Here is a 24,065-nt window from a genome sequence, read left to right as displayed (position 1 = left end):
CATGAACGAGTCCGGCCGGGTCGAGGCCTTCAGCGACGGGGTGTTCGCCATCGCCATCACCCTGCTCATCCTGGACATCAAGGTGCCGAAGACGGGTGACCACGGCGGCCTGTGGCACGCGATCGGCGCGCAGTGGCCGTCGTACGCCGCCTATGTGGTGAGCTTCCTGGTCATCGGCATCATGTGGGTCAACCACCACCAGCTGTTCAGCTACGTCGCCAGGGTCGACCGGCCGCTGATGTTCCTGAACCTGCTGGTGCTGATGGTCGTGGCCGCCGTGCCCTGGCCGACCGCCATGCTCGCCGAGTATCTGCGCGAGGGCGCCGCCTCGCACGCGGCCGCCGCGGTCTACAGCCTGGTCATGGTCGCCATGGCCCTCACCTTCCAGGCCCTGTGGTGGCATCTCACCCGCACCGGCCACCTCTTCGACGCGCGCGTGGACACCGCGGCGGCCCGGGCCACCCGGGCCCGCTTCGCCCTCGGTTCCCTCGGCTACCCCCTGACGGTGGCCCTCGCCTTCGTCTCCGCTCCCCTCACCCTGGCCGCGCACGGCCTGCTCGCCCTCTACTACGGCTTCAACCAGATCGCGGTACCGACGCGCCAGGACCCGGACCGGGCCACGCCATGAGGTTCGCCAGCAACTCCGCCTGCTCGATCGCGTCGTCCAGGGCGTGATATGTGTGCCGGCGTTGGGACAGCAGATGCCGGGGCATCGTGCCCTTGGCCACCGCCCGCAGCGGCAGCCCGGCCTTGGTGGCGTACAGCGTCTTCATGTCCAGACAGCCGGAGTGCCCGAAGGGACTCTCACCGGTGAACCGGATCAGGTACCAGTACAGGAACGTCCAGTCGTACGACGCCGGGTAGCCGCACATCACCGGCTGCGCGCCCGCGCTCACCTCCCGCACCCACGCGCTGAACTCGGCGAGCGCCACGGCAGGTTCGGCGCCTTCCACGGTGAGCCGCTCCCGGTCCAGGCCGCTCACCGCCAGCGCCTCGGGGACGAAGTCCTCGGAGATCGGCCGCAGTTCGCGGTAGAAGGTCTGCTCCTCCGGGTCCGCCGCGGTGAAGCCGTCGGCGTCCTGCGTGCCGGCCACGGCCGCGCCGATGCTCAGCATGGAGTACGGCCCCGGGATCGGCCCGTCGGCCTCGATGTCGACGGAGATGCAGCGGCTGGGCTTGATGCGTCGTGCGGGCATGGTCCCGCAGCATGGCAGCCGCGGCCGCTGCCGCGCATCCCGATTCAGGCGCGCGGGCCCGCCTGGCAGTCGAAGGGCCGCCTACAGACCGAACAGGGTGAGGTCCGTCGTCAGTTCCTTGAACACCTCCCGCGGGTCGGTGACCAGCTTGCGGTCCTTGAGGTCCAGCAGGCCGCCCACCGCGCTGACCTCGGCCGCCAGGGTGCCGTCGGTCTTGCGTATCTCCTGCACGATCCGGAAGGTCTTGCCGCCGCCCCACTCGAACTCACAGGTCACGTCGACCTCGTCACCGGCGAGCAGTTCGCGCCGGAAACGGATGGTCGTCTCCAGCGCCACCGGACCGACCCCCCGGCCCACCAGCCGGGCCTGGCTGATGCCGGCCGCCTGGAGCAGCGACCAGCGGGCGTGCTCCGCGTAGTTGAGGTACACGGACTGGTTGAGGTGTCCCTGGGTGTCGGTCTCGTAGCCGCGGACGGTCACACGGACGGAAAACGGTTCGGACACTGCTTGCCCTTCTCGCGTTCGGATCTCCGGTCGGTCGATCTTGGCACGCCGCTCACACCCGGCGGGGCGAGGCCAGCAGATAGCGCACTCTCGTGCGTGGCTCGGTGTACTCGCCGGCCTGCCAGCCCGCACGCTCCAGCGTGGCCGCGCAGGCCGCCAGGTGCTCCGCGTCCGGCGCGTACACGGCGACCGCCTCCGGCTGCGGGGTCGCCCGCACCCGGTAACCGTCCGCGCTCCCGCTCGCCGGAGGATGCCCGGCCGCCTCCAGGGCCAGCGCCGCCGCCCGCACCAGATGCGCCCGCTCCCAGCCGCACGGCCGGTCCACCGTGCCGCCGGGGTTGGTCATCCGGCGCAGCTCCAGCAGCCCCTGCCAGGCGCTGTGCACCTCACGCAGCCGCGCCGGACCGTCCACGGGCGGCTCCTCCTCGCCGCCGATCCGCGCCGCGAACACCCCGGTGTCCGCAGCGGGCTTCGCCGTCTCCGCCTCAGGCACCGCCTCCCTCATGCGATGCCCCGCCGGGGTCAGGAAGTGCTCGTGCGGCGGCCTCGGGTGCCGGAAGGCAAGACCGCGCTTCACCAGCGCCGCCAGCTGCGCCTCCGTACCCCGCAGCCGCCCGGTCACCGGATCGGCGGCCTCGATCACCCGCCGCTGCGCGGCGGTCGGCGGTCGGCTCACGGCGCGCTCCTTCCGGTCCCGTGCCCTGTCCGGGCCGCCCGTCGGACGGCCCATTCGCAGAGTACGGCGCGGGTCTGACAACGCGACCGTCGCCCGCATCCAGGCCCCGCGCTCGGGCCCTACTCCTGCGGCCGGATGTTCCACCCCGCCACCACCGGCCGCTCGTGCTCGGTGCCCAGCCGGCACAGTGTCCCGGTCGCCAGCTGGAACAGTGCCCCGTGCTGGGGCCGGAGGCCGAGGCGGCGGGCGGTGAGGACGCGGAGGAAGTGGCCGTGGGCGATCAGCACGACGACGCCCTCGGTATCGGCGAGGGCGGCGTCGACCTTGCCCAGCATCCGGTCGGCGCGCTCGCCGACCTGCTCCGGGGTCTCGCCCGGATGGTCCGGCGGCCCCGGCGCGACCCCGTCCGTGAACAGGAACCAGCCCGGCCGGCTGCGCTGGATCTCCACGGTGGTCACGCCCTCGTACCCGCCGTAGTCCCACTCGCGCAGGTCGGCGTCGACCCGCGCGTCCGGGATCCCGATCAGCTCGGCGGTCTCCCGGGCCCGCTGCAGGGGGCTGACGAACGCGGCGCCGATCCGGTGCGAGCGGATCAGCGGCACCAGCCGGCGCGCCTCCTCCCGCCCGTGCTCGGTGAGGGGTACGTCGGTCCAGCCGGTGTGCCGTCCGGACCGCGACCACTCGGTCTCACCGTGCCGGACGAGAAAGAGGTCACCCACGTCAGCGCCCTTCCCGCTCGCCTGTCAGCACGGTGTCACAGGGAGCCCGCCGCCCGCAGGACGGACTCGGCCAGACGGCCGTTCTCCGGGGCGGCGCCCACCCCGGAGGGGAAGGAGAAACGGCGCCGGGTGTAGGCGTACGCGAGGCCGTTCGCCGGGTCGGCGAAGCCCAGCGAGCCGGTCGCGCCGCTGTGCCCGAAGGTGCCGGCGTCGAGGAACGGGTAGAGCGCGGGGGTGTGCTCGAAGCCGCGCGCGAAGTGGTTCTCGCTGCCGGTGACCAGGTCGGGCCCGCCCGGGGTGCGCAGCGCACCGAACAGGGCCGCGGTCGCGGGCGTGAGCAGCGGCGGCCGGCCGTCGACGGTGCTGATGGCCGCGGCGAACATCCCGGCGACCCCGCGCGCGTTGCCCACGCCGCCCGAGGAGGTCGGCCCGAGCGCCTTCACCCGGGGGTGATTGCCGAAGGCCACCAGGTCGGTCGGCTCCGGCCCGTGCGCGTTGAAGGCGATGCCCCTGATGCTGTCCGGGGCCACCGCCCGCTCCTTCAGCAGTACGGCCTCCTCCGGGGTCGGCAGCAGCGGCTGCACATCCACCCAGCGCGGCTCCGCGTGGGCCGGCAGCCCCAGGTAGTAGTCGAGGCCGTACGGCGCCCGGATCCGCTCCTCGTACAGTTCCTGGATGGACCGGCCGGTCACCCGGCGCACCACCTCGCCGGTGAGAGCGCCGATGACGAAGGCGTGGTAGCCCCAGGCGGTGCCCGGCTCCCACAGCGGCTCGCGCCCCGCCAGCCGGGCCGCGATGATCCGGTCGTCGGCCAACTCCTCGATGGTGAAGGCCTGTTCGGCGTCACTGACCAGTCCGGCGCGGTGCTCCAGCAGCTCGCCCAGCGTCAGCCGGTCCTTGCCATGGGCGCCGAACTCCGGCCAGTACGCGGCGACTTCGCGATCCAGGTCGAGCACCCCGTCCTGCACCAGCAGGGCGACGACCAGGTGTGCGGCGCCCTTGGCGATGGAGTACAGGGTCGTCAGCGAGTCCCCGTCGATGCCGTCGCTCGCCGCCCCACAGGTCCACCACGCGGTGCCCGTGCCGGTACACCACGAGCTGTGCGCCCGGGTCGTCCCGTTCCTCGGCCAGCACCGCCGCGAACTCCTCGCGTACGCCCTCGAATCCCTCCGCGACCGTTCCGTGCACGTCGATCGGCATGCGTCGTTCCCCCTGTTCGGTGATGGCCGGCGGAGACCGTCAACAGACGGCCGCCGCCGGGCATTCCCCGATGGGTGCACGAACCCGCAGGCTCGGTCACGTGCCCGGCGGGACCAGGGTGTTCTCGGTGCCGAGGGCCTTGGTGCCGGTGTTGCCGTACAGCGAGGTCTCGCCGTCGGACCAGCGCACGACGAGGTCGTTGCCGGTGTGGTCGGCGGTGAGGTCGCCGGCGGTCATGACCTGGGCGTGCTGCCAGGTGCCGCTCGGGCCGCGCAGCCGGGAGCGGGTGCCGAGCCCGGCGGCCGAGACGCCGGTGAAGCTGTCGAGCGAGCCGTCGGACCAGCGCACGAGCAGGTCCGCGCCGGCCGTGCCCTTGAGGGCGCCGCCGGTCAGCAGCGCGGCCTTGGTCCAGGTGCCGTTCGGCGCGAGGATCCGCTTTCCGGTGCCGAAGGAGCCGGAGCGGATCCCGGTGTACAGCAGCAGGCTGCCGTCGGACCGGCGCGCCAGCAGATCGGTCGCGCCCTGGGCTCCGTGGAACTGCCCGGCGGTGAGCTGTACGACGTTCTTCCAGTCGGAGTCGGGCTTCGCCATCTGGACCTCGCGGCCCACCCCCGAGGCGCCGAGGTCCGGGTACAGGGTGACCTCGCCGTCGGACCAGCGGACCAGCAGGCCCGGCCGGGTACCGCCGCCGAAGGTCCCGCCGGTGATGCTCCGGGCGTGCGTCCAGGTCGAGTTGGCCTTCAGCAGCCGCTTCTCGGACCCGAACCCGCCCTGCCCGTCCCCGGGGTACAGCGTGACCCCGCCGTCGGACCAGACGACGAGCAGATCGCCGAGGTGGTCGCCGGTGTAGTCGGCCGAGGCCAGCAGCGCGGCCTTCTGCCAGCGGGCCGCGCCACCGGGCAGCTGCAGGCCCTGGTACGGCGGCAGGTTTGCGGGCGGGTCCTGGTTCGCCACGGCGTCGGCGAGGAGGTTGGCTGCGTCGTCGCCGAACGCCGGGGCGTAGCTGATGTAGTCGACGTCCGCGTCGTTGCCGCCGCCGTTGTAGCCGCCGAGGTCGCCGATGACATGGCCGGTGCCCGCGCCGTCCTGGTAGTCGGTGATCCACGGGCTGCCGGACACACCGCCGTAGTAGCCGCCGCAGGTCATCGACATCTGCCGGTAACCGGGGAGCTGGCTGGTCGGCACGGTGCACTTGATGGCGCGTCCGGCGCTGTTGTGCCGGTAGGAGGGGTAGCCGACGACGGTCACGTTCTTGTGGGCGTAGCCGTTCGCGCGGGTGAAGGTCAGTCCGCCGCCGACCGCGTCCTGGAGGCTCTGGCCGCGCTGGTTGGCGGAGACCCTGGCGAACGCGGTGTCCAGGTCCGACGCGGGCTTCTTGGTGGTCGACGACCCCTTGTCGGGCACGTACCGGGGGTCGATGAAGATCCGCTGGATGTGGAAGATGCCGTACGGCTGCTGGTCGGGCCCGGCCCCCTTCACGAACTTCGGGACGAAGACATAGTCGCCCTTCATGCTCAGGGCGCAGTGGGCCGCGGTGAGGACGATGTCGCGCGCCGGGGTGTCGATCACACTGCCGGTGCAGTGCCAGGTGGTGCCACCGGGCCCGTCGGACCCGAAGAAGGTTCCTACGAGGCGGCTTCCGCCGAACATCGTGCCCTGCGGCCGGCCGGCCGCCGCGACCGACTGCCCCGGCCCGCTCGGCGCCACCCGCGCCGCGTCCAGTGGCCGGGCGTCCGCCATGCGCTGTGCGGTCCAGAACCGCGCTGCCTGCCGGGCCTCCTGCCCCGCGGCCGGCCCCGGCGGCGCGGGCGACGCCGCCTGCGCGGCCGGCGTCGCGAGCCCGGCCGCCGCCCCGCACACCATGGCCACGGCCACGGCCGTCCAACGTATTCGGTACGACAAAGTCCTGCTCCCCCTGGTCACATGGAATCCGGCCAGGGAGAACAGCGGCGCGACGCTGGTCAGACGCGCACCGAAGGCCGGTGTACCCGCCCCTCCCGCCGGTTCCCCCTGATCATGCGGGACGATCTTCGCACAGGCGGCGCCGGACGGGCTAATGCTGCCGGTACCCGCCGAGGAACCGGCCGATCCGCCCGATCGCCGCCTCCAGGTCCTCCGCGTGCGGCAGGGTGAGGATGCGGAAGTGGTCGGGGGAGGGCCAGTTGAAGCCGGTGCCCTGGACCACCTGGATCTTCTCGCGCAACAGCAGATCGAGGACGAACTTCTCGTCGTCGTGGATCTTGTGCACCTTGGGGTCGATGCGCGGGAACGCGTACAGCGCGCCCTTGGGCTTCACGCAGGACACGCCGGGGATCTCGTTCAGTTTCTCCCAGGCGATGTTGCGCTGCTCGTACAACCGGCCGCCGGGCAGCGTCAGTTCGCGGATGGACTGGCGGCCGCCGAGCGCGGCCTGGATGGCGTACTGGGCGGGCGCGTTGGCGCACAGACGCATGGAGGCCAGCATGGTCAGGCCCTCCAGATAGTCCTTCGCGTGCTGCCTGGGGCCCGTCACCACCAGCCAGCCGGACCGGAAGCCGGCCACCCGGTACGTCTTCGACAGGCCGCAGAAGGTGAGGACGACCAGGTCGGGGGCGAGGGCGGCGGCCGAGTGGTGGACCGCGTCGTCGTACAGGATCTGGTCGTAGATCTCGTCCGCGAACACCATCAGGCCGTGCCGGCGGGCGAGGTCGAGGATGCCCTCGACGACCTCCTTCGGATACACCGCGCCCGTGGGGTTGTTGGGGTTGATGATGACCACGGCCTTCGTGCGGTCCGTGATCTTCGATGCCATGTCGGCCAGGTCCGGGTTCCAGTCGGCCTGTTCGTCGCACAGGTAGTGCACCGCCTTGCCGCCGGCGAGGGTGGTCGCGGCGGTCCACAGCGGGAAGTCCGGTGCGGGGATGAGGATTTCGTCGCCGTCCTCGACCAGCGCCTGTACCGCCATGGAGACCAGCTCCGAGACGCCGTTGCCGAGGAACACGTCGTCCACGCCGACGTCGAGGCCGAGGGTCTGGTAGCGCTGGGCGACCGCGCGACGGGCGGAGAGGATGCCGCGGGAGTCGGTGTAACCGTGCGCCTGCGGCAGCATCCGGATCATGTCCTGGAGGATTTCCTCCGGCGCCTCGAAGCCGAAGGCCGCGGGGTTGCCGGTGTTCAGGCGCAGCACGCTGTGCCCCGCCTCCTCCAGCGCGTTGGCGTGCTCGATCACCGGGCCGCGGATCTCGTAACAGACCTCGCTGAGCTTGTTCGACTGCCGGAACTCCATGCGCCCCTCCGGAAACTGGTGTTGCTTGGTTTTACCAAGTGGACGCTTGGAAAGTCCAACATCTTGTCTAGACTGCGTCGCATGTCACCACGCCGAAGCTACGACCAGTACTGCTCCGCAGCCCGCGCCCTCGATCTCGTCGGCGACCGCTGGACCCTGCTGATCGTCCGCGAACTGCTGGCCGGCCCCCGCCGCTACACGGACCTGCACGCGGACCTGCCCGGCGTGAGCACGGACGTACTCGCCTCCCGGCTGAAGGACATGGAGCGCGACGGCCTCACGACGCGCCGGAGGCTGCCTCCGCCCGGCGCGGCCTACGTGTACGAACTCACCGAGCGCGGGCGTGCGTTGCTGCCGGTGCTCCAGGCGCTCGGGCGCTGGGGCGAGGCGGACCTGGGAGAGCGGCGGCCGACCGACGCGGTCCGCGCCCACTGGTTCGCCCTGCCGCTGCTGCGGGGTCTGGAGGGGGAGGGCCTGGTCGAAGTCCGGTTGGAGGAAGGGGACTTCCATCTGCGCGTCGGCGCGGAGGAGGGTCCGGTGTACGGCGAGGGGCCGGCACCGGGCGAGCCCGACGCCCGCCTGACGATGGACGCGGCCACCTGCGCGGCCGTGGCCCGGGGAGAGCTGGGCCTGAGGGACGCCGTACGGGACGGGCGGGTGACGGTGACCGGCGACGGCACGCCGGCCAAGGCGCTGCGGGAGATGTGAGAACGGAAAGGTGAAGGCCCGCCGGAGGCGGGCCTTCAGCACGTCGAGTCACACGTCGGTCGGCACCCGCGACGGCCGACCGGACCCCCGCGTCAACGCATACCCGCCAATACCGGCGAGAGCCGCGAGCACGCCCCCGATCGCGGTCCACACCCACCGGTCGGACCACCACCCGGAGGACCAGCCGTCGTCGGAGCCGAAGCTGGAGAGCACCGCGGCCTTCGAACCGCCCCCGCCTCCCAGCGACTTGACGGCGATGCCGGGAACCAGCGGTTGGCCCAGCGAGCCGTCCACCGCCGCCGCGCCGCCGATGTCCTTGGAGTCGGCGCGGACCTCGACGCCGACCGGCTTGCCCAGGTCGGCGGAACCCAGGTCCACGACGGTCAGCCGGATGTAGTACGTGCCCGGCAGCGGGTCGTTGGCCCACGGTTCCGACCAACCGCGCACGGTCCGCAGGACGCAGGCCAGTTCGACGGAGGACGTGTCCTGCCCGGCCGTACGGCTCGCCGCGCCGTACTGACAGGCCTGCCGGCGCCGCAGCCCGTCGTACACGTCGATCTGCCAGGTCTGCGTACCGTGCGTGGCAGGGAGCTTCACCGTCGCCTTGACGGTGGGCCGCTGCCCGGTGTCCGCGGGGAACGACCAGTACAGGTAGTCGCCCGTCGAACCGGACGCCGTGGCCTGCTGCCCCTGCTGGATCTCCGTCGCCGTGCGGAAGGAGGTGCCCGCCTGGGTGGGTGCCTGGCCGCCGGCGGAGGCACTGGGGGACGGGGAGGAGTCGGCCGCTGCCGGTCCGGCCGCCATCCCGAGTGCCAGCAGTGCGGCACCCAGCACTTGTGTGATCCGCATCAGTTCGTCCTCCAGACCGAGACCCGCCAGCGCGACAGCCAGCCCCACAGCAGACCGGCGAGGAAGCCGACCAGCACCAGTGCGCCCAGCAGCCACCAGCCGCGCCCGAGGCCGAAGGAGGCCACGTCATGGTGCCCCGACGGCCCGTCCACGACATCGACCGTCAGTTCCAGCGGCAGGCCGGGCGTGGTCTTCACGCCCGGCGCGGCCGAGAAGGAGTTGGTGACCTGAAGGCACACCGTCTCCGCCGTCGCCGTGTCGTCGTCGCTCTCCGGCTTCGGGTAGCGCAGCCCCGTCGAGATGACGTCCGTACGGCCGTCGCCCGCGGCCTCGCCGCGCACGATCTCCCGTCCGTGCACGGTCACCGCCCGCAGCAGCACCCCGTAGTCCGGGTTGACGGCGCGGTCGTCGGCCACGCTCACCGAGGCACGCAGCTCCTTGCCCGGGTCGACGTCGACCTTGTACCAGCGCTGCTGACCGAACTCCTCACGGTCCGTGTACAGCCCGGACTTCAGCGCCGGCGCCGCCTCGCACTGCGCGGCGCCCTGGGTGGCCACCGGCGTCACGACCGGATCGGCCGCCCGGTCCACCAACTGCCCGACGCGGCGGGACAGTTCCTGCTTGTGCCGTACGTCGGTGTACGTGCCGCCGGTCGCGTCCGCGATGCAGCTGAGCTGGTCGCGGGTCTTGGCGTCCGGCACCAGACCGAGGGTGTCGATGGTCAGACCGATGCCCTTGGCCGCTATCTCGCGGGCGACCTCGCAGGGATCGAGCGGCTGGCAGGTGTCCTCGCCGTCGCTGATCAGGACGATACGGCGGGTTCCCGCGCCGCCGTTCAGATCGTCCGCCGCCTTCAGCAGCGCGGGCCCGATCGGTGTCCAGCCGGTGGGCTGCAGCGTGGCCACCGCCGTCTTGGCGTCGGTCCGGTTCAGCGGGCCGACCGGGTAGAGCTGCGCGGTGTCCTTGCAGCCCTCCTTGCGGTCGTTGCCGCGGTAGTTGGCACCCAGCGTGCGGATGCCCAGCTGGACCTCCTGCGGGGTGGCGTCCAGCACCTCGTTGAACGCCTGCTTCGCCGCGGCCATCCGCGAGTCGCCGTCGATGTCCCGCGCCCGCATGGAACCGCTGACGTCCAGCACCAGTTCGACCTTGGGAGCGGGCTGCTCCGTCTCATCGGCGACGGCCCCGCCGGGGAACGCGATCCCGGCCGCCAGGGCGGCGAGGAGAGCACAGACGCCCGCCGCCAGCCGTTGTCTTGTGATCATCGGCGGATCTTATTGATCAGAGGCGCCCGGCTCCAAAACGAGCGGGTTCGGCAGGGAGGTCCACTGGTCACCCGGGGTCTGCGGGGTCAGCCGCATCAGCGTCAACGCCTTCGCGGGCAGCGGGCCTTCATGCAGGGCGGCCAGGTCGGGGGTGCCCGGCAGGTCCGGTACGGCGGCCGACAGGGCCGCTCCCAGTGCCGGGCCCGAACCCGCCGTACCGGCCAGGGCGCCCGCCACCAGGGAGCCGAACAGCTTGCGGCGCAGGGCCGTTTCGTCGTCGGTGATCAGACGGCCGGTGAGCGGTGGCGGGGTGATGCCGTGCCGGGTCAGACGGGCCGGGCTGATCCGGATGTCGGCGAGGTCGCGGTAGACGAGCCGCAGCGGGGTGCCGTCGGCCGCCAGGATCACCAGCAGGTTCTGGCCGTGCGCCTCCAGGGCCACGCCGAGGTCGAGGAGGCGCAGTCCCACGGTCAGCGCAAGCCGGGTGAACGCGGCCAGCCAGGCGGGGGAGCCGGGCAGGCCGGTCGTGGCGAGCGCGGCCACGGGGACGACCCGCTCGCCCGGACCGGCGTACACCTCGGGCGACTCCCGCAGCAGCGCGGCCAGGTCGGGGGAGTGGGCCGAGACCGCGCCCAGCGTGCGGGTGATGTGCAGCAGGCCCTCGGTGCGGGCCGCCAGCTCCTCGCCGAGCGCGGACAGGGGCGCGGCGGCCTGGACCGAGTACGGGGAGATGTCCCGCGCGGAGGACGTCAGCCGGGCGCTGAGCGCGGTCTTCACATGCGGGCCCTGCGGCAGCGCGAGCGTGCGCAGGGAGAGCAGGGGGCGGGCCGGGCGCCAGGGGGCGTACGACCGCTTCAGGACGTGGTCCGCCTGCCACGGGTGCACCGGCAGCAGCAGCCGTTCGCCGTCCCGCAGCTCCTGCGGCCAGTCCCCGGTCAGCAGGCACTCGTCCGCCGGCACCGACACCGTCCCGAGCCCCACGACGGGCCGGTGCTCGGGGCCGTACGCCAGCTGGTCCGCCACCGAGAAACCGGGCCGGGAACGGCAGCCCGGGTGGTACGGATGCCCGTCGGTCACCCGCTGCTCCCACTCCCAGTCCCGATCCGGCCACTCCTCGGGATGCCCCCCGTCGGCCCGTGACAGCGCCAACGAGGCGACGCTGCCGTCCAGTTCCGCCGCGAACGCGGCACCGTGCGGCACGCCGAGGGCGGTCATCAGTCCGGCCGGATCCACCTGGTGCTCCCGGTCCAGGCGGACGCCGGTGACGTACGCGCTCGTGGCGTACGGGTCCGCGTGCGGCCCGTACAGCGTCCGGCCGTCGGCGAGCCGCAGCGCGAGGCTGTGGGCGCCGTGCACCCGGCCGGTGACCCACGGCAGCGGCTCATGGGCCAGCGCCCGCCACAGCCGGGTCAGCACCGCGGCGCGGGCGCCCGGCAGTTCCGCCGTGTACCGGGGCAGCAGCCCGGGCCGGACGGCGGCCAGCTCCTCGGCGACCTGGGCCTCGGCGGTGGGGGGACGGTGCACGGTCGGCTCCTCGGGTACACGCGGCACGGAGGACGATTGTCGGCGACGACAGACATACTGATCGCGACCACCCCGGACGAAACGAATGGATCGCGTGGACCTCACAGCCCCCACCGGATCCGTCGGCCGCCTGGCCGACGCCTACGCGGCCGCGCCCCTGCTGAACTGCCTGCTGCGCGAGGTGGCCGAGCCGCTCGGCCACCCCGGTGACCCGCGGGTCCACCGGCTGCCGAGCGGGCGGCTGCTGCGTGTGCGTGCGGGCCGGCGCCCCGCCGACCCCGAGGTGTGCGCGGCCGGGACCTGGCACCGGGTCGGCCACACCGAGCTGGTCAAACTGGTCGCCGAGGAGCTGCGTCGGCACACCGGGCTGGCGGGCGGCGACCTGCCCGCCGAGATGATCGACAGCCGGGACGCGGTCGCGGCACTGCTCACCGCCCGCGCCCGCGCCCGGGCCACGGCGCCCGCGGACCCGTATCTGCGCTCCGAGCAGTCCTTGATCACCGGCCACCCGTACCACCCGGCGCCCAAGGCGCGTGGCGGCGGCCCGGTCGCCTCCTGGCTGCCGTACGCCCCCGAGGCGCACGCCCGCTTCCCACTGGTACTGCTCGGCGTCCGCGAGGACCAGGTGGCCGAGGAGGGCGACACCCGCGCCCTGGACGCGCTCGGCCCGGTCCCGCCCGGATACCGGCTGCTCCCGGCCCACCCCTGGCAGCTGGAGCTGGTGGGCCGCGAGCTGGCGGAGGCCTTCGCCGACGGCCGCCTGCTCCGCCTCGGCACGACCGCCTTCGACACCTGGCCGACGGCGGCGATCCGCACGGTGTACGAGCCCCGGCGCGACCTGTTCCTGAAGTTCAGCCTGGACGTCCGCATCACCAACGACATCCGCCGGTTGTGGCGCCACGACCTGCGAAAACTGTGCCGCACGGACACGGCCGCCCGGCACGCCTTCGCGGCCATGGGCCCGCCCGCGGCCTGGCTGAGCGACCGTGGCTACCGCACGGCCGCCTTCGCCTTCGAGGAGCTGGCCGTCCTGGTCCGCGACGGCCTGCGCGGCCATGTGCTGCCGGGCGCCACCCCGCTGCTCGCCGCCGGGCTCGCCGAGGGCTTCGACGGCAGTCCCCTGGCCACTGCGGCCGACCCCGCGGCCTGGTGGGAGGCCTATCTGCGCCAGGTGGTGCCGCCGGCCCTCACGGCGTTCGACGGCCACGGGGTCGTCCTGGAGGCCCATCTGCAGAACACCCTCGTCGCCGTGGACGCGGCCGGTATGCCCGTCCAGGTGCTGTACCGGGACGCCGAGGGGGCCAAGCTGCTGCCGGACGTGACCCGGGCGGCCGGCTGGGAGCGGCTGGTGTACTGCCTGGTCGTCAACCACCTCACCGAGATCGCCGCCGCCCTCGCCGAACACCGTCCAGGACTCGACCCCTGGCCCGCCGTCCGCCGCGAACTGGCCCGGCACGACCTGCCCGAGATCCCCGCGCTGCTCGGCTCGCCCACGCTGCCCGGCAAGACCAACCTGCTGCTGCGCTGGACCGGCGCGGACGGCGCGGACGCCCGCTACCTGCCGCTGCCGAACCCGTTGGCGGGCGGCTGACCCGTGGTGGGCTTACCGGGCGGTGCCGAAGTCCTGGGTCCAGTAGCTGCCCGGCTGGGCGAGGCCGACGCCGATCTCCTTGTACGAGCAGTTGAGGATGTTGGCCCGGTGTCCGGGGCTGTTCATCCAGCCCGTCATGACCTGCTCCGGGGTGGCGTACCCGTAGGCGACGTTCTCGCCGTAGGCGCTCCAGCTGTAGCCGGCCCGCGTGATGCGGTCACCCGGGGACGATCCGTCGGATCCGGTGTGCGACATGTTCTGGTGGGCCGCCATGTCGGCGCTGTGGGCCTGCGCCGCCTTGGTCAGCTCCGCGTTCACGGTCAGGGGATGGCAACCGACCTTGGCGCGCTCGGCGTTGACGAGCTGCACGACGCGCGCGGTGGCCGAGGACGCGGTGGCGGTGGCCTTCGGGGTGCTCGGTGTGGCGGTGACCTTCGGGGCCGCGGGGGTGCTGGGCGCAGCGGTCGGCTGGGGCTTGTGTGTGCTGCTGCTCGGCTGCGCGGTGGGCCGGTGCGTGGGGGACGCGGTGGCCTGCGGGGTGCCGGTGTGGTGGTGGCCGTTGCGGTGGTGATGGTGGTGGTGCCGGTGACCGTGGTGCTCCGGTCGGGGGGACGCGCTGGTCGCAGCGACGTCGGCCTGGTTCGTTGTGCCGTGCGGCCAGTCGGAGCAGGCCAGGGCGACGGAGGGTACGCCCACGGCTCCGATGGCGACGGCTGCGACGACTATGCGCCGGTAGTGCTGCGTCTTGCGATGCTTGGCCATTCGTCAACCTCGTTCGGTGATCGCCGGGCGCTCATTTTCGGGAGGGCTTCACAAGGAGCGCAAAGGCGGCTTCTACTGCCGCGCTTAGTAGCAGGACGGGGCTCTTGTCAGCCGGGCGAAGAGATGCCGAGTTCGCTTCCGCGATGTTTGCAATGTCCTGGCGGCCCGTCAGGAGCGACGTGATGACGATGAATACGGGAAGGTGCCGAGCGGACGCCGCGCCGGGGCTCGATGACCGGTTCATACCTGCGGCAAGCCGGACAAATCCCATATGTCGTCCGAGCCGGGCCTACTAACCAGGATGCTTAGTTGCCGAGTGCGCTGTGATGGATGTCACCCGGCCGACCTGCTCTAGGCTGATCGGTGTGCTGCGCGACGTGACTGCTGTTCGATACGTGACCCCGCTGCGGTCCGGCGGCTCCGTGCCCGGAGTGGTCGAGGCCGACGACCTGGGCACCTACGTCGTGAAGTTCACCGGCTCCGCGCAGGGACACAAGGCGCTGGTCGCCGAGGTGATCGTCGGAGAGCTCGCCCGCGCGCTCGGCCTGCGCTTCCCCGAGCTGGTCCTCGTCCACTTCGACCCCGAGATCGCCGCCGGCGAGCCCCACCAGGAGGTGCGGGAGCTGCACGGCGCGAGCGCGGGCGTGAACCTCGGCATGGACTATCTGCCGGGCGCCCGGGACTTCACCCCTCAGATCGCGAGGAGCTTCCCCGTGGACCCGCTGGAGGCGGGCCGGATCGTCTGGCTGGACGCGCTGACCGTCAACGTGGACCGTACGGTCCACAGCTCCAACCTCATGGTCTGGCCGACGCTCGGCACCGCGCCGCCCCGCCTGTGGCTCATCGACCACGGCGCCGCCCTGGTCTTCCACCACCGCTGGGACACCACCACCCCGGGCAAGAAGTACGACTTCCGTCATCACGCCCTCGGCCACTACGGCCCCGACGTCCGCGCCGCCGACGCCGAACTCGTCCCGAAGGTGACCGAGGACCTGCTGCGTGGGATCGTCGCCGAGGTGCCGGACGCGTGGCTCGCCGAGGACGCCGGCTTCGCGAGCCCGGACGACGTCCGCGCCGCCTATGTCGACTACCTGCTGGCCCGGGTGCGCCTGTCGCCCGAGTGGCTGCCCGCCGACTTCCCGAGCCGTGAGCAGCTCGCGGCCGAGGAGGCCGCCCGCGAGGCCAAGACCCGGGCGGGCCGCCCCGACTGGCTCAAACGCGTCCCCGACCTGCACGGCAAGCCGGCGGCGGAACAGGACTGGTCGGTGCACCTCGGATGACTCATCGCGTACAGATCGAGTACTGCACACAGTGCCGCTGGCTGCCCCGCGCCGCCTGGCTGGCGCAGGAACTGCTCACCACCTTCGAAGCGGAGCTGACCGAGTTGGCGCTCAAGCCCGGCACCGGGGGCGTGTTCGTGGTCCGCGTCGACGGCGAGGTGGTGTGGGACCGCAAGGAGCAGGGCTTCCCGGAGCCCGCGGCGGTCAAGCGCCTCGTACGCGACCGAGTGGCCCCGGGGAAGCCCCTGGGCCACTCGGACAGGACGGCGTAGGCGTCAGCCCCTGAGCTGCTCGTACGCCGGCAGGGTGAGGAAGTCGGCGTAGTTCTCGTCCAGGGAGACCCTCAGCAGCAGGTCGTGGGCCTCCTGCCAGTGGCCGGCGGCGAAGGCCTGCTCGCCGATCTCCTCGCGGATGTTGGACAGTTCCTCGGCGGCGACCTTGCGGGCCAGCTCGGGCGTGGCCCTGTCGCCGTTCTCGAACTCGACGCCCGCGTTGATCCACTGCCAGATCTGGGAGCGGGAGATCTCGGCGGTGGCCGCGTCCTCCATCAGGTTGAAGATGGCGACCGCGCCGAGCCCGCGCAGCCAGGCCTCGATGTACCGGATGCCGACCTGGACGGCGTTGACGAGACCGGCGTACGTCGGCTTCGCGTCCAGCGAGTCGATGGCGATCAGGTCGGCCGCCTCGACGTGGACGTCCTCGCGCAGCCGGTCCTTCTGGTTCGGCCTGTCGCCGAGGACCCGGTCGAAGGACTCCATGGCGATCGGGACCAGGTCGGGGTGGGCGACCCAGGAGCCGTCGAAGCCGTCGTTCGCCTCGCGGTCCTTGTCGGCGCGGACCTTCTCGAAGGCCACCTTGTTGACCTCGGCGTCCCGGCGGGACGGGATGAACGCGGCCATGCCGCCGATCGCGTGCGCGCCGCGCTTGTGGCAGGTGCGGACGAGGAGTTCGGTGTACGCCCGCATGAACGGGGCCGTCATGGTGACCGCGTTGCGGTCCGGCAGGACGAACCTGGGGCCGCCGTCACGGAAGTTCTTGACGATGGAGAACAGGTAGTCCCAGCGGCCGGCGTTCAACCCCGCGGCGTGGTCGCGGAGTTCGTAGAGGATCTCCTCCATCTCGTACGCCGCCGTGATCGTCTCGATCAGGACGGTGGCGCGGATGGTGCCCTGCGGGATGCCGACGTAGTCCTGCGCGAAGACGAACACGTCGTTCCACAGGCGGGCCTCCAGATGCGACTCGGTCTTCGGCAGGTAGAAGTACGGGCCCTTGCCGAGGTCCAGCAGCCGCTGGGCGTTGTGGAAGAAGTACAGGCCGAAGTCGACGAAGGCACCCGGGACCGGCGTGCCGTCGGCGTCGACCAGGTGCCGCTCGTTCAGGTGCCAGCCGCGCGGGCGCATGACGACCGTGGCCAGCTCCTCGTTCGGCCTCAGGGCGTAGGACTTCCCGGACTTCGGGTCGGTGAAGTCGATGTTCCGCGTGTAGGCGTCGATCAGGTTGAGCTGGCCGAGGACCACGTTCTCCCAGGTCGGTGCGGAGGCGTCCTCGAAGTCGGCGAGCCAGACCTTCGCGCCCGAGTTGAGCGCGTTGATGGTCATCTTGCGGTCGGTGGGGCCGGTGATCTCGACGCGCCGGTCGTTCAGCGCGGCCGGGGCCGGGGCGACCTTCCACGAGTCGTCCGCGCGGATCGCGGCCGTCTCGGGGAGGAAGTCGAGCGTGGAGGTGCGGGCGATCTCGGCGCGGCGCTCGCCCCGGCGGGCGAGGAGTTCGTCACGGCGCGGGGTGAACCGCCGGTGCAGCTCCGCCACGAAGGCGAGCGCCGCGTCCGTGAGGACCTCTTCCTGCCGGGGCAGGGGCTCGGCGTCGACGATGGCCAGCGGGGACGGCGCTGGTGCGGACATGAGCTGTCACTTCCTTCAGCGGTGGCACCGGGTGCCTAGTGGCACGAACAGGGCGAACAGCGCCCACTGTGCGGACAGGCGCCTCTGATCAGTGGATAGTAGTTTCCTCATCGTGGAACTTCAATGGTTTGTTGATGTCGAGATTCTCCGGGTCGAGGCAAGGTGGCGCCCAGTGCCACCCCCTTCACTCAAGGTGGCGCAGGTCGGCTTCGGTGTCGATGTCGTACGGCTCGGCCACGTCCGCGCACTCCACGAGGTGGATCCGGCCGGCGTGCTCCTTCAGGTAGTCCCGTGCCCCGCGATCCCCGGTGGCGGTCGCCGTGATGCCCGCCCAGTGGGCCGCGCCGAAGAGGACCGGATGCCCGCGCATGCCGTCGTAGGCGGCCGAGACCAGCGAATCCTCGTCCTCGTAGGCGCCGAGCACCCGCGCCACGGCGGCCGCCCCGATGCCCGGCTGGTCGACCAGGCTGACCAGCGCCGCCCTGGCCCCCGTACCGGCCAGCGAGGCCAGCCCGGCCCGCAGCGAGGAGCCCATGCCCTCGGCCCAGTCGGGGTTGTCCACGAGCACACAGCCGCCCAGGTCGGCCCGCTTGCGGACGTCCTCCGCCCGCGCTCCCAGGACGACGTGGATCCGACGGCACCCGGCCGTGCGCAGCACTCCGACCGCGTGCTCGACCAGGAGGCGCCCCCGGTGCTCCAGCAGTGCCTTGGGCCGCCCGCCGAGCCGTCTGCCGCCGCCGGCGGCGAGCAGCAGCCCGGCGACCTCCCCGTGATGGTTGTCCGTCATGCGTCCTGCATACCTGAGGGGGGAGCCGGCAGACGGTTTCCTTGGGCTGAATTTCGGTCCGAGCGGTGGCGCTCCCGGACGCGGTGGCGTTTACTACTGCGCGCACGACGGCTTGTGAGGGGGAGGGCTGTGTTGCGGAGCTTGGGGCAGAGGCCAGTGACCGGCGGCGACGAGGACCAGCGAGTGGCGGAACTGCGGACCGCGGTGTCCCGGCTGCGCCGCGAACTCGCCGCGCTCCCGTCCGACTTCCCCGACCGCGCCATAGCCGAGGACGAACTGGCGGCCCTCGCGGCGATGGCCTCCGGCGGTTCACCGGAGATCCCGCGTCTGCGCAGCTCCCTTTTACTGATCGCGGGTGCCATCGGCTCGGTGAGTGCCTTGGCCGGGGGCCTCACGGGGGTCCGGCAGGCGGTGGACCTGTTCGGGGAACCGACCCAGAGGGGCTGACTGTGCCCACCCGGGCGCGGGGCTGTGCTGAATGTGCGGCTCCGCCGCGTGCGCGATCAGCCCACCACGCACCCGCACTCGGCGACGATCAATGCCCCCCGAGCTCTCAGCCGCCCGAACTCGCCAGAGCCTGAGAGAGCTCAAGGGCAATCTGCTGCAACACCGGCACGATCTTCTCGGTCGCCTCCTCGGTGACCCGCCCGGCCGGCCCGGAGATCGAAATCGCGGCTGCCGTCGGAGACTCCGGCACGGACACCGCGAGGCACCGAACCCCTATCTCCTGCTCGTTGTCGTCGACGGCGTACCCCGTGCGCCGTACATCCTCCAGCGCGGCCAGGAACCCCTCGGGCGTGGTGATGGTCTTCTCCGTCGCGGCGGGCATCCCCGTACGGGACAGCAGCGCCCGCACCTCGTCGTCCGGCACCCCCGCCAGCAGCGCCTTGCCCACGCCGGTGGAGTGCGGCAGCACCCGTCGGCCCACTTCCGTGAACATCCGCATCGAGTGCTTCGACGGCACCTGAGCCACGTACACGATCTCGTCGCCGTCCAGCAGCGCCATGTTCGCCGTCTCGCCGGTCTCCTCGACCAGCCGCGCGAGATACGGCCGCGCCCACGTGCCGAGCAGCCGGGACGCCGACTCGCCGAGGCGGATGAGCCGGGGGCCGAGCGCGTACCGCCGGTTCGGCTGCTGGCGGACGTACCCGCAGGCGACCAGCGTGCGCATCAGCCGGTGGATCGTCGGCAGCGGCAGCCCGCTGGTCGCGGACAGCTCGCTCAGGCCGACCTCGCCGCCCGCGTCCGCCATCCGCTCGAGCAGATCGAAGGCGCGCTCCAGGGACTGGACCCCGCCCGCGGCGGAGGGCTTGGCGGAGTCGGTGGTGCTGGCGCTGGACGTCGGCACGGCGCGTTCCTTTCGGGACTGGCAAGAGGTGAGAAGCCTACCCGGCGGCCGGTTGACTCCCTGCTTGTACATAGCTACGTTCTGCTTGCTGGAATTGTAATTCCGCTTTGTGGAAACGTCCAGAGTGGGTGTGGGTCGCGCGCCGTCCAGAAGTGTGCCCCTTGACGCCGGAGAAGGGGGAGTGAAGACTCCTTCAACAGAACGTTGAAATCCGTTACGTGGGAGTAAATCCCGTTTCTGAGGCGTAAAACGGCGGTACAGAGAGGGGTTCGGGTGTCCGAGGCTGAACTGGTCCTGCGCTCGACGCGCGTCATCACTCCGGAAGGGACGCGGGCCGCCACGGTCACCGTGTCCGCCGGAAGGATCACGGCCGTCCTGCCGTACGACGCGGAGGTCCCGGCCGGCGCGCGGCTGGAGGACCTCGGCGACCATGTGCTGCTGCCCGGCCTGGTCGACACCCACGTGCACGTCAACGACCCGGGTCGCACCGAGTGGGAGGGCTTCTGGACCGCCACCCGCGCGGCGGCGGCCGGCGGCATCACCACGCTGGTCGACATGCCGCTCAACTCCCTCCCGCCGACCACGACCGTCGCGAACCTGCGCGTGAAGCAGGAGGTGGCCGCCGACAAGGCGCACATCGACGTCGGCTTCTGGGGCGGCGCCCTGCCGGACAACGTCAAGGACCTGCGCCCGCTGCACGACGCCGGTGTCTTCGGCTTCAAGGCCTTCCTTTCCCCGTCCGGCGTGGACGAGTTCCCGCATCTCGACCAGGACCAGATGGACCGGTCCATGGCGGAGATCGCCGGCTTCGACGGCCTGCTGATCGTGCACGCCGAGGACCCGCACCACCTCGCCGCCGCCCCGCAGCACGGCGGCCCCAAGTACGCCGACTTCCTCGCCTCCCGCCCGCGCGACGCCGAGGACACGGCCGTCGCGGGCCTCATCGCGCAGGCCCGCCGCCTCCACGCGCGCGTGCACGTGCTGCACCTGTCCTCCAGCGACGCGCTGCCGCTGATCCGCGCCGCCCGCGCCGAGGGCGTCAGGATCACCGTGGAGACCTGCCCGCACTACCTCACCCTGACCGCCGAGGAAGTCCCGGACGGCGCGAGCGAGTTCAAGTGCTGCCCGCCCATCCGCGAGGCCGCCAACCAGGACCTGCTGTGGGAGGCGCTGGCCGACGGCACCATCGACTGTGTCGTCACCGACCACTCGCCCTCCACCGCCGACCTGAAGACCGACGACTTCGCCACCGCCTGGGGCGGCATCTCCGGCCTCCAGCTCAGCCTCTCCGCCGTCTGGACCGAGGCACGCGCGCGTGGGCACGGCCTGGAGGACGTCGTGCGCTGGATGTCCACGAAGACCGCCGCCCTGGTCGGCCTCGGCGCGCGCAAGGGCGCCATCGCCCCCGGCCGCGACGCCGACTTCGCCGTCCTCGCCCCCGACGAGACCTTCACCGTCGACCCCGCCGGCCTCCAGCACCGCAACCGGGTCACGGCGTACGCCGGCAAGACCCTGTACGGCGTCGTGAAGTCCACCTGGCTGCGCGGCGAACGCATCGTCGCGGACGGCGAGTTCACCGAGCCGAAGGGCAGCCTGCTCGCCCGCCCCCAGTAAGCCACCCCCGCACCCGCACCGGCCGACTCCCGAAAGGAACCCCTGATCACCGTGACGGCGCAGCAACATTCGAGTTGGGCCACCTTCACCGGCGACGCGAACCCCTACGGAGGCGGCGACCCGTACGCGGACTACCGGACCGCCGACTTCCCCTTCACCCGGTACGCCAATCTCGCCGACCGGCAGCTCGGCGCCGGTGTCATCGCCGCCAACGACGAGTTCTTCGCCCAGCGCGAGAACCTGCTGGTGCCCGAGCCGGCCGAGTTCGACCCCGAGCACTTCGGGCACAAGGGCAAGATCATGGACGGCTGGGAGACCCGCCGCCGGCGCGGCGCCTCCGCCGAGCACCCCTGGCCGACCGCCGAGGACCACGACTGGGCGCTGGTCCGCCTCGGCGCGCCCGGGGTGATCCGCGGGATCGTCGTCGACACCGCCCACTTCCGCGGCAACTACCCGCAGGCGGTCTCGATCGAGGGCACGTCCGTACCCGGCTCGCCGTCCCCGGAGGAGCTGCTGGGCGAGGGCGTGAAGTGGACGACGATCGTCCCGCGCACCGCCGTCGGCGGCCACGCGGCCAACGGCTTCGAGATCACCGCCGAGCAGCGCTTCACCCACCTGCGGGTCAACCAGCACCCCGACGGGGGCATCGCGCGTCTGCGGGTGTACGGCGAGGTCGTCCCGGACCCGGAGTGGCTGGCGGTCCTCGGCACCTTCGACGTGGTCGCCCTGGAGAACGGCGGCCGGGTCGAGGACGCCTCCAACCTCTTCTACTCCCCGGCCACCAACACCATCCAGCCGGGCCGCTCCCGCAAGATGGACGACGGCTGGGAGACCCGCCGCCGCCGCGACCAGGGCAACGACTGGATCCGCTACCAGCTGGCCGCCCAGTCGCAGATCCGCGCGATCGAGATCGACACCGCCTACCTGAAGGGCAACAGCGCCGGCTGGGCGTCCGTCTCCGTCAAGGACGGCGAGGACGGCGAATGGACCGAGGTGCTGCCGCGCACCCGCCTGCAGCCCGACACCAACCACCGTTTCGTGCTCCCCGAGCCCGCGGTCGGCACACACGCCCGGATCGACATCTTCCCCGACGGCGGCATCTCCCGCCTGCGCCTGTTCGGCTCCCTGACCGAGCAGGGCACGGCCGGCCTCGCTGCCCGGCACCAGGAACTGGGCGGCTGACCCACCCCGGTACCCGCGTGGGGCGCCCCGGCCCGGACAGCACCGGGGCGCTCCGCGCGTCACCCACAAGGACCCGTTTCCGGTCCCCTGGAACTTACGGGTCCGTCTCCCGCGTTCTCCCCGCGTGACCCTTCAGCAAGAGATCGTCGGCAACGCCATGCAGATGGCGGTCGTCAACCTGCAGCCCGGCCAGACCGTGTACTGCGAGGCCGGAAAGTTCCTGTTCAAGACGACGAACGTGACCATGGAGACGCGCCTGTCCGGTCCGTCCGGAAACGGCGGGCAGCAGGGCCAGGGCGGCGGGGGCGGCGGCATGGGCGGACTGCTCCGCCAGGCCATGGGCACCGCCATGCAGGCGGGCCAGCGCATGCTCGCGGGCGAGTCGCTGGCGTTCCAGTACTTCACCTCCCAGGGCGGCCAGGGCACGGTCGGCTTCGCCGGCGTGCTCCCGGGCGAGATGCGGGCCCTGGAACTCGACGGCACGCGTGCGTGGTTCGCCGAGAAGGACGCCTTCGTGGCCGCCGAGTCCACCGTCGACTTCGGCATCGCCTTCGCCGGCGCCCGCACCGGCATGAGCGGCGGCGAGGGCTTCATCCTGGAGAAGTTCACCGGGTACGGCACGGTGATCATCGCCGGCGCGGGCAACTTCATCGACCTCAACCCGGCGGACTTCGGCGGGCGCATAGAGGTGGACACCGGCTGCGTGGTGGCCTTCGAGGAGGGCATCCAGTACGGCGTCCAGCGCGTCGGCGGCCTCAACCGCCAGGGGATCATGAACGCGGTGTTCGGCGGCGAGGGCCTGTCCCTGGCCACCCTGGAGGGCAACGGCCGGGTGATCCTGCAGTCCCTCACCATCGAGAGCCTCGCCAACGCCCTGAAGAAGGCCCAGGGCGGCGACAAGCAGGGCCCGACCGGCGGACTGTTCTCGACGCACGCCGGGTGAGGTGCCGTACGGACCACCGATGAGTTGCTGGTGCGGATGGGGTCTCAGATGGTGACACAGACCCCACACCAGGAAGCAGGCACCCCTCATGGGCAAGCTCGTCTCCACGATCTTCGTCACGCTCGACGGCGTCTACCAGGCCCCCGGCGGCCCACAGGAGGACACCCGGGGCGGCTTCGAGCACGGCGGCTGGAGTTTCCCGTTCGGCGACGACGACTTCGGCCGGTTCGTCGGCGAGGTCTTCGACCGCCCCGCCGCATTCCTCCTCGGCCGTCGTACGTACGACATCTTCTCGGCGTACTGGCCGAAGGTGACCGACCCGGCCCACCCCATCGCCTCCAAGCTGAACGCCCTGCCGAAGTACGTCCCCTCGTCCACCCTCACCAAGCCCTCCTGGTCCGGCACCACCGTGCTCGGCGGCGACCTCGCCAAGGAGGTCACCGCCCTCAAGGAGCGCACCGACGGCGAGCTCCAGGTGCACGGCAGCGGCGCCCTCGTCCAGTCCCTGATGGCGCTCGACCTGATCGACACCCTGCACCTGCTGACCTTCCCGGTGGTGCTCGGCTCGGGCCTCCGCTTCTTCGCGGAGGGCGCGGTGCCGACGAGGTTCCGGCACGCGGGCGGCCGCATCACCGCCGCCGGTGTCTCCATCCAGTCCTACGACCTGGCCGGGAGGCCGCGCTACGGCACGTACGAGCTCCCGGAGAACTCCTAGCGGAAGATCGTCACCGCCGGTACGGTGATCGCGCCCCGC

Annotated in this window: 23 protein-coding genes and 1 pseudogene; 10 read left to right on the top strand and 14 right to left on the bottom strand. The window is 72.0% G+C overall.

Going from position 1 to position 24,065, the window contains the following annotated elements; all coding sequences use genetic code 11:
• Position 1: 1 nt before the first annotated feature.
• Positions 2 to 628: a TMEM175 family protein gene (locus tag ACZ418_RS32985; RefSeq protein ID WP_468370470.1), complete on the top strand. Its 627-nt coding sequence runs from the start codon at positions 2 to 4 to the stop codon at positions 626 to 628.
• Here the strand turns inward: ACZ418_RS32985 and ACZ418_RS32980 are convergent.
• From ACZ418_RS32980 to ACZ418_RS32950, 7 genes and pseudogenes are all read right to left on the bottom strand, one after another.
• Positions 576 to 1,196 carry a 3'-5' exonuclease gene (locus ACZ418_RS32980; protein WP_468370467.1) on the bottom strand — a complete coding sequence of 207 codons (621 nt, stop codon included), beginning with the start codon at positions 1,194 to 1,196 and terminating at the stop codon, positions 576 to 578. The genes ACZ418_RS32985 and ACZ418_RS32980 overlap by 53 nt on opposite strands.
• A gap of 81 nt (positions 1,197 to 1,277) precedes the next feature.
• Positions 1,278 to 1,700, bottom strand: a complete 423-nt coding sequence (locus tag ACZ418_RS32975; protein WP_468370465.1) for an acyl-CoA thioesterase — start codon at positions 1,698 to 1,700, stop codon at positions 1,278 to 1,280.
• A gap of 52 nt (positions 1,701 to 1,752) precedes the next feature.
• Positions 1,753 to 2,376 carry a hypothetical protein gene (locus tag ACZ418_RS32970; RefSeq protein WP_468370462.1) on the bottom strand — a complete coding sequence of 208 codons (624 nt, stop codon included), beginning with the start codon at positions 2,374 to 2,376 and terminating at the stop codon, positions 1,753 to 1,755.
• A gap of 119 nt (positions 2,377 to 2,495) precedes the next feature.
• A complete protein-coding gene (locus ACZ418_RS32965) occupies positions 2,496 to 3,095 on the bottom strand; it encodes a histidine phosphatase family protein (protein WP_468370459.1) in 600 nt (199 codons plus the stop codon).
• Between the two features lie 35 nt (positions 3,096 to 3,130).
• A pseudogene (locus ACZ418_RS32960) lies at positions 3,131 to 4,295 on the bottom strand (serine hydrolase domain-containing protein).
• A 96-nt stretch (positions 4,296 to 4,391) separates the two neighbouring features.
• A complete protein-coding gene (locus ACZ418_RS32955; RefSeq protein WP_468370456.1) occupies positions 4,392 to 6,170 on the bottom strand; it encodes a trypsin-like serine peptidase in 1,779 nt (592 codons plus the stop codon).
• 178 nt (positions 6,171 to 6,348) lie between these two features.
• Positions 6,349 to 7,560 carry a pyridoxal phosphate-dependent aminotransferase gene (locus tag ACZ418_RS32950; protein WP_468370453.1) on the bottom strand — a complete coding sequence of 404 codons (1,212 nt, stop codon included), beginning with the start codon at positions 7,558 to 7,560 and terminating at the stop codon, positions 6,349 to 6,351.
• Between the two features lie 81 nt (positions 7,561 to 7,641).
• Here ACZ418_RS32950 and ACZ418_RS32945 point away from each other — a divergent pair, with 81 nt between their 5' ends.
• Positions 7,642 to 8,268 (top strand): winged helix-turn-helix transcriptional regulator, encoded by a 627-nt coding sequence (locus ACZ418_RS32945; RefSeq protein ID WP_468370450.1) that lies wholly within the window; start codon positions 7,642 to 7,644, stop codon positions 8,266 to 8,268.
• A gap of 48 nt (positions 8,269 to 8,316) precedes the next feature.
• Here the strand turns inward: ACZ418_RS32945 and ACZ418_RS32940 are convergent, their stop codons facing one another.
• From ACZ418_RS32940 to ACZ418_RS32930, 3 genes are read right to left on the bottom strand one after another with little or no spacing between them, the layout of a single operon-like run.
• Positions 8,317 to 9,117 carry a hypothetical protein gene (locus ACZ418_RS32940; protein ID WP_468370447.1) on the bottom strand — a complete coding sequence of 267 codons (801 nt, stop codon included), beginning with the start codon at positions 9,115 to 9,117 and terminating at the stop codon, positions 8,317 to 8,319.
• Entirely contained in the window at positions 9,117 to 10,379 is a 1,263-nt protein-coding gene (locus ACZ418_RS32935) for a VWA domain-containing protein (protein WP_468370444.1), read from the bottom strand. Before ACZ418_RS32935 ends, ACZ418_RS32940 begins: the two co-directional genes overlap by 1 nt.
• 9 nt (positions 10,380 to 10,388) lie before the next feature.
• Entirely contained in the window at positions 10,389 to 11,903 is a 1,515-nt protein-coding gene (locus ACZ418_RS32930; RefSeq protein WP_468370441.1) for an IucA/IucC family protein, read from the bottom strand.
• An 85-nt stretch (positions 11,904 to 11,988) separates the two neighbouring features.
• Between ACZ418_RS32930 and ACZ418_RS32925 the strand changes: the two genes are divergently transcribed.
• Positions 11,989 to 13,494, top strand: coding sequence for an IucA/IucC family protein (locus ACZ418_RS32925; protein WP_468370438.1), 1,506 nt, complete (start codon positions 11,989 to 11,991; stop codon positions 13,492 to 13,494).
• Positions 13,495 to 13,506: 12 nt separating this feature from the next.
• On the opposite strand, the gene ACZ418_RS32920 is transcribed toward ACZ418_RS32925, so the two are convergent.
• Positions 13,507 to 14,256: a CAP domain-containing protein gene (locus ACZ418_RS32920; RefSeq protein WP_468370435.1), complete on the bottom strand. Its 750-nt coding sequence runs from the start codon at positions 14,254 to 14,256 to the stop codon at positions 13,507 to 13,509.
• A gap of 365 nt (positions 14,257 to 14,621) precedes the next feature.
• On the opposite strand from ACZ418_RS32920, the gene ACZ418_RS32915 reads away from it, so the two are divergent.
• Both ACZ418_RS32915 and ACZ418_RS32910 read left to right on the top strand, forming a co-directional pair.
• Positions 14,622 to 15,536, top strand: coding sequence for a HipA family kinase (locus ACZ418_RS32915; RefSeq protein ID WP_468370433.1), 915 nt, complete (start codon positions 14,622 to 14,624; stop codon positions 15,534 to 15,536).
• A complete protein-coding gene (locus tag ACZ418_RS32910; RefSeq protein WP_468370431.1) occupies positions 15,533 to 15,808 on the top strand; it encodes an Rdx family protein in 276 nt (91 codons plus the stop codon). The genes ACZ418_RS32915 and ACZ418_RS32910 overlap by 4 nt, the downstream gene beginning before the upstream one ends.
• Before the next feature lie 3 nt (positions 15,809 to 15,811).
• Here ACZ418_RS32910 and aceB read toward each other — a convergent pair whose 3' ends face one another.
• Positions 15,812 to 17,437 (bottom strand): malate synthase A, encoded by a 1,626-nt coding sequence (aceB, locus tag ACZ418_RS32905; protein WP_468370428.1) that lies wholly within the window; start codon positions 17,435 to 17,437, stop codon positions 15,812 to 15,814.
• A 184-nt stretch (positions 17,438 to 17,621) separates the two neighbouring features.
• The gene (locus tag ACZ418_RS32900) at positions 17,622 to 18,224 is read right to left on the bottom strand and encodes a nucleotidyltransferase family protein (RefSeq protein WP_468370425.1); all 603 of its coding nucleotides are present in this window, start codon (positions 18,222 to 18,224) and stop codon (positions 17,622 to 17,624) included.
• A gap of 129 nt (positions 18,225 to 18,353) precedes the next feature.
• Between ACZ418_RS32900 and ACZ418_RS32895 the strand changes: the two genes are divergently transcribed.
• Entirely contained in the window at positions 18,354 to 18,671 is a 318-nt protein-coding gene (locus ACZ418_RS32895) for a DUF5955 family protein (RefSeq protein ID WP_468370423.1), read from the top strand.
• A gap of 106 nt (positions 18,672 to 18,777) precedes the next feature.
• Here the strand turns inward: ACZ418_RS32895 and ACZ418_RS32890 are convergent, their stop codons facing one another.
• On the bottom strand, positions 18,778 to 19,572 hold the full coding sequence (locus ACZ418_RS32890; RefSeq protein ID WP_468370420.1) for an IclR family transcriptional regulator: 795 nt from the start codon (positions 19,570 to 19,572) through the stop codon (positions 18,778 to 18,780).
• A 273-nt stretch (positions 19,573 to 19,845) separates the two neighbouring features.
• Here ACZ418_RS32890 and allB point away from each other — a divergent pair, with 273 nt between their 5' ends.
• From allB to ACZ418_RS32870, 4 genes are all read left to right on the top strand, one after another.
• A complete protein-coding gene (gene allB, locus ACZ418_RS32885) occupies positions 19,846 to 21,186 on the top strand; it encodes an allantoinase AllB (RefSeq protein ID WP_468370417.1) in 1,341 nt (446 codons plus the stop codon).
• A gap of 51 nt (positions 21,187 to 21,237) precedes the next feature.
• On the top strand, positions 21,238 to 22,368 hold the full coding sequence (gene alc, locus ACZ418_RS32880) for an allantoicase (RefSeq protein ID WP_468370415.1): 1,131 nt from the start codon (positions 21,238 to 21,240) through the stop codon (positions 22,366 to 22,368).
• Positions 22,369 to 22,492: 124 nt separating this feature from the next.
• Entirely contained in the window at positions 22,493 to 23,311 is an 819-nt protein-coding gene (locus ACZ418_RS32875) for an AIM24 family protein (protein ID WP_468370413.1), read from the top strand.
• Between the two features lie 88 nt (positions 23,312 to 23,399).
• Positions 23,400 to 24,026 carry a dihydrofolate reductase family protein gene (locus ACZ418_RS32870; protein WP_468370410.1) on the top strand — a complete coding sequence of 209 codons (627 nt, stop codon included), beginning with the start codon at positions 23,400 to 23,402 and terminating at the stop codon, positions 24,024 to 24,026.
• Positions 24,027 to 24,065: the final 39 nt, after the last annotated feature.

Source organism: Streptomyces sp. NPDC030820 (assembly GCF_055572075.1).
This window is presented reverse-complemented; position numbering and strand designations above follow the sequence as displayed.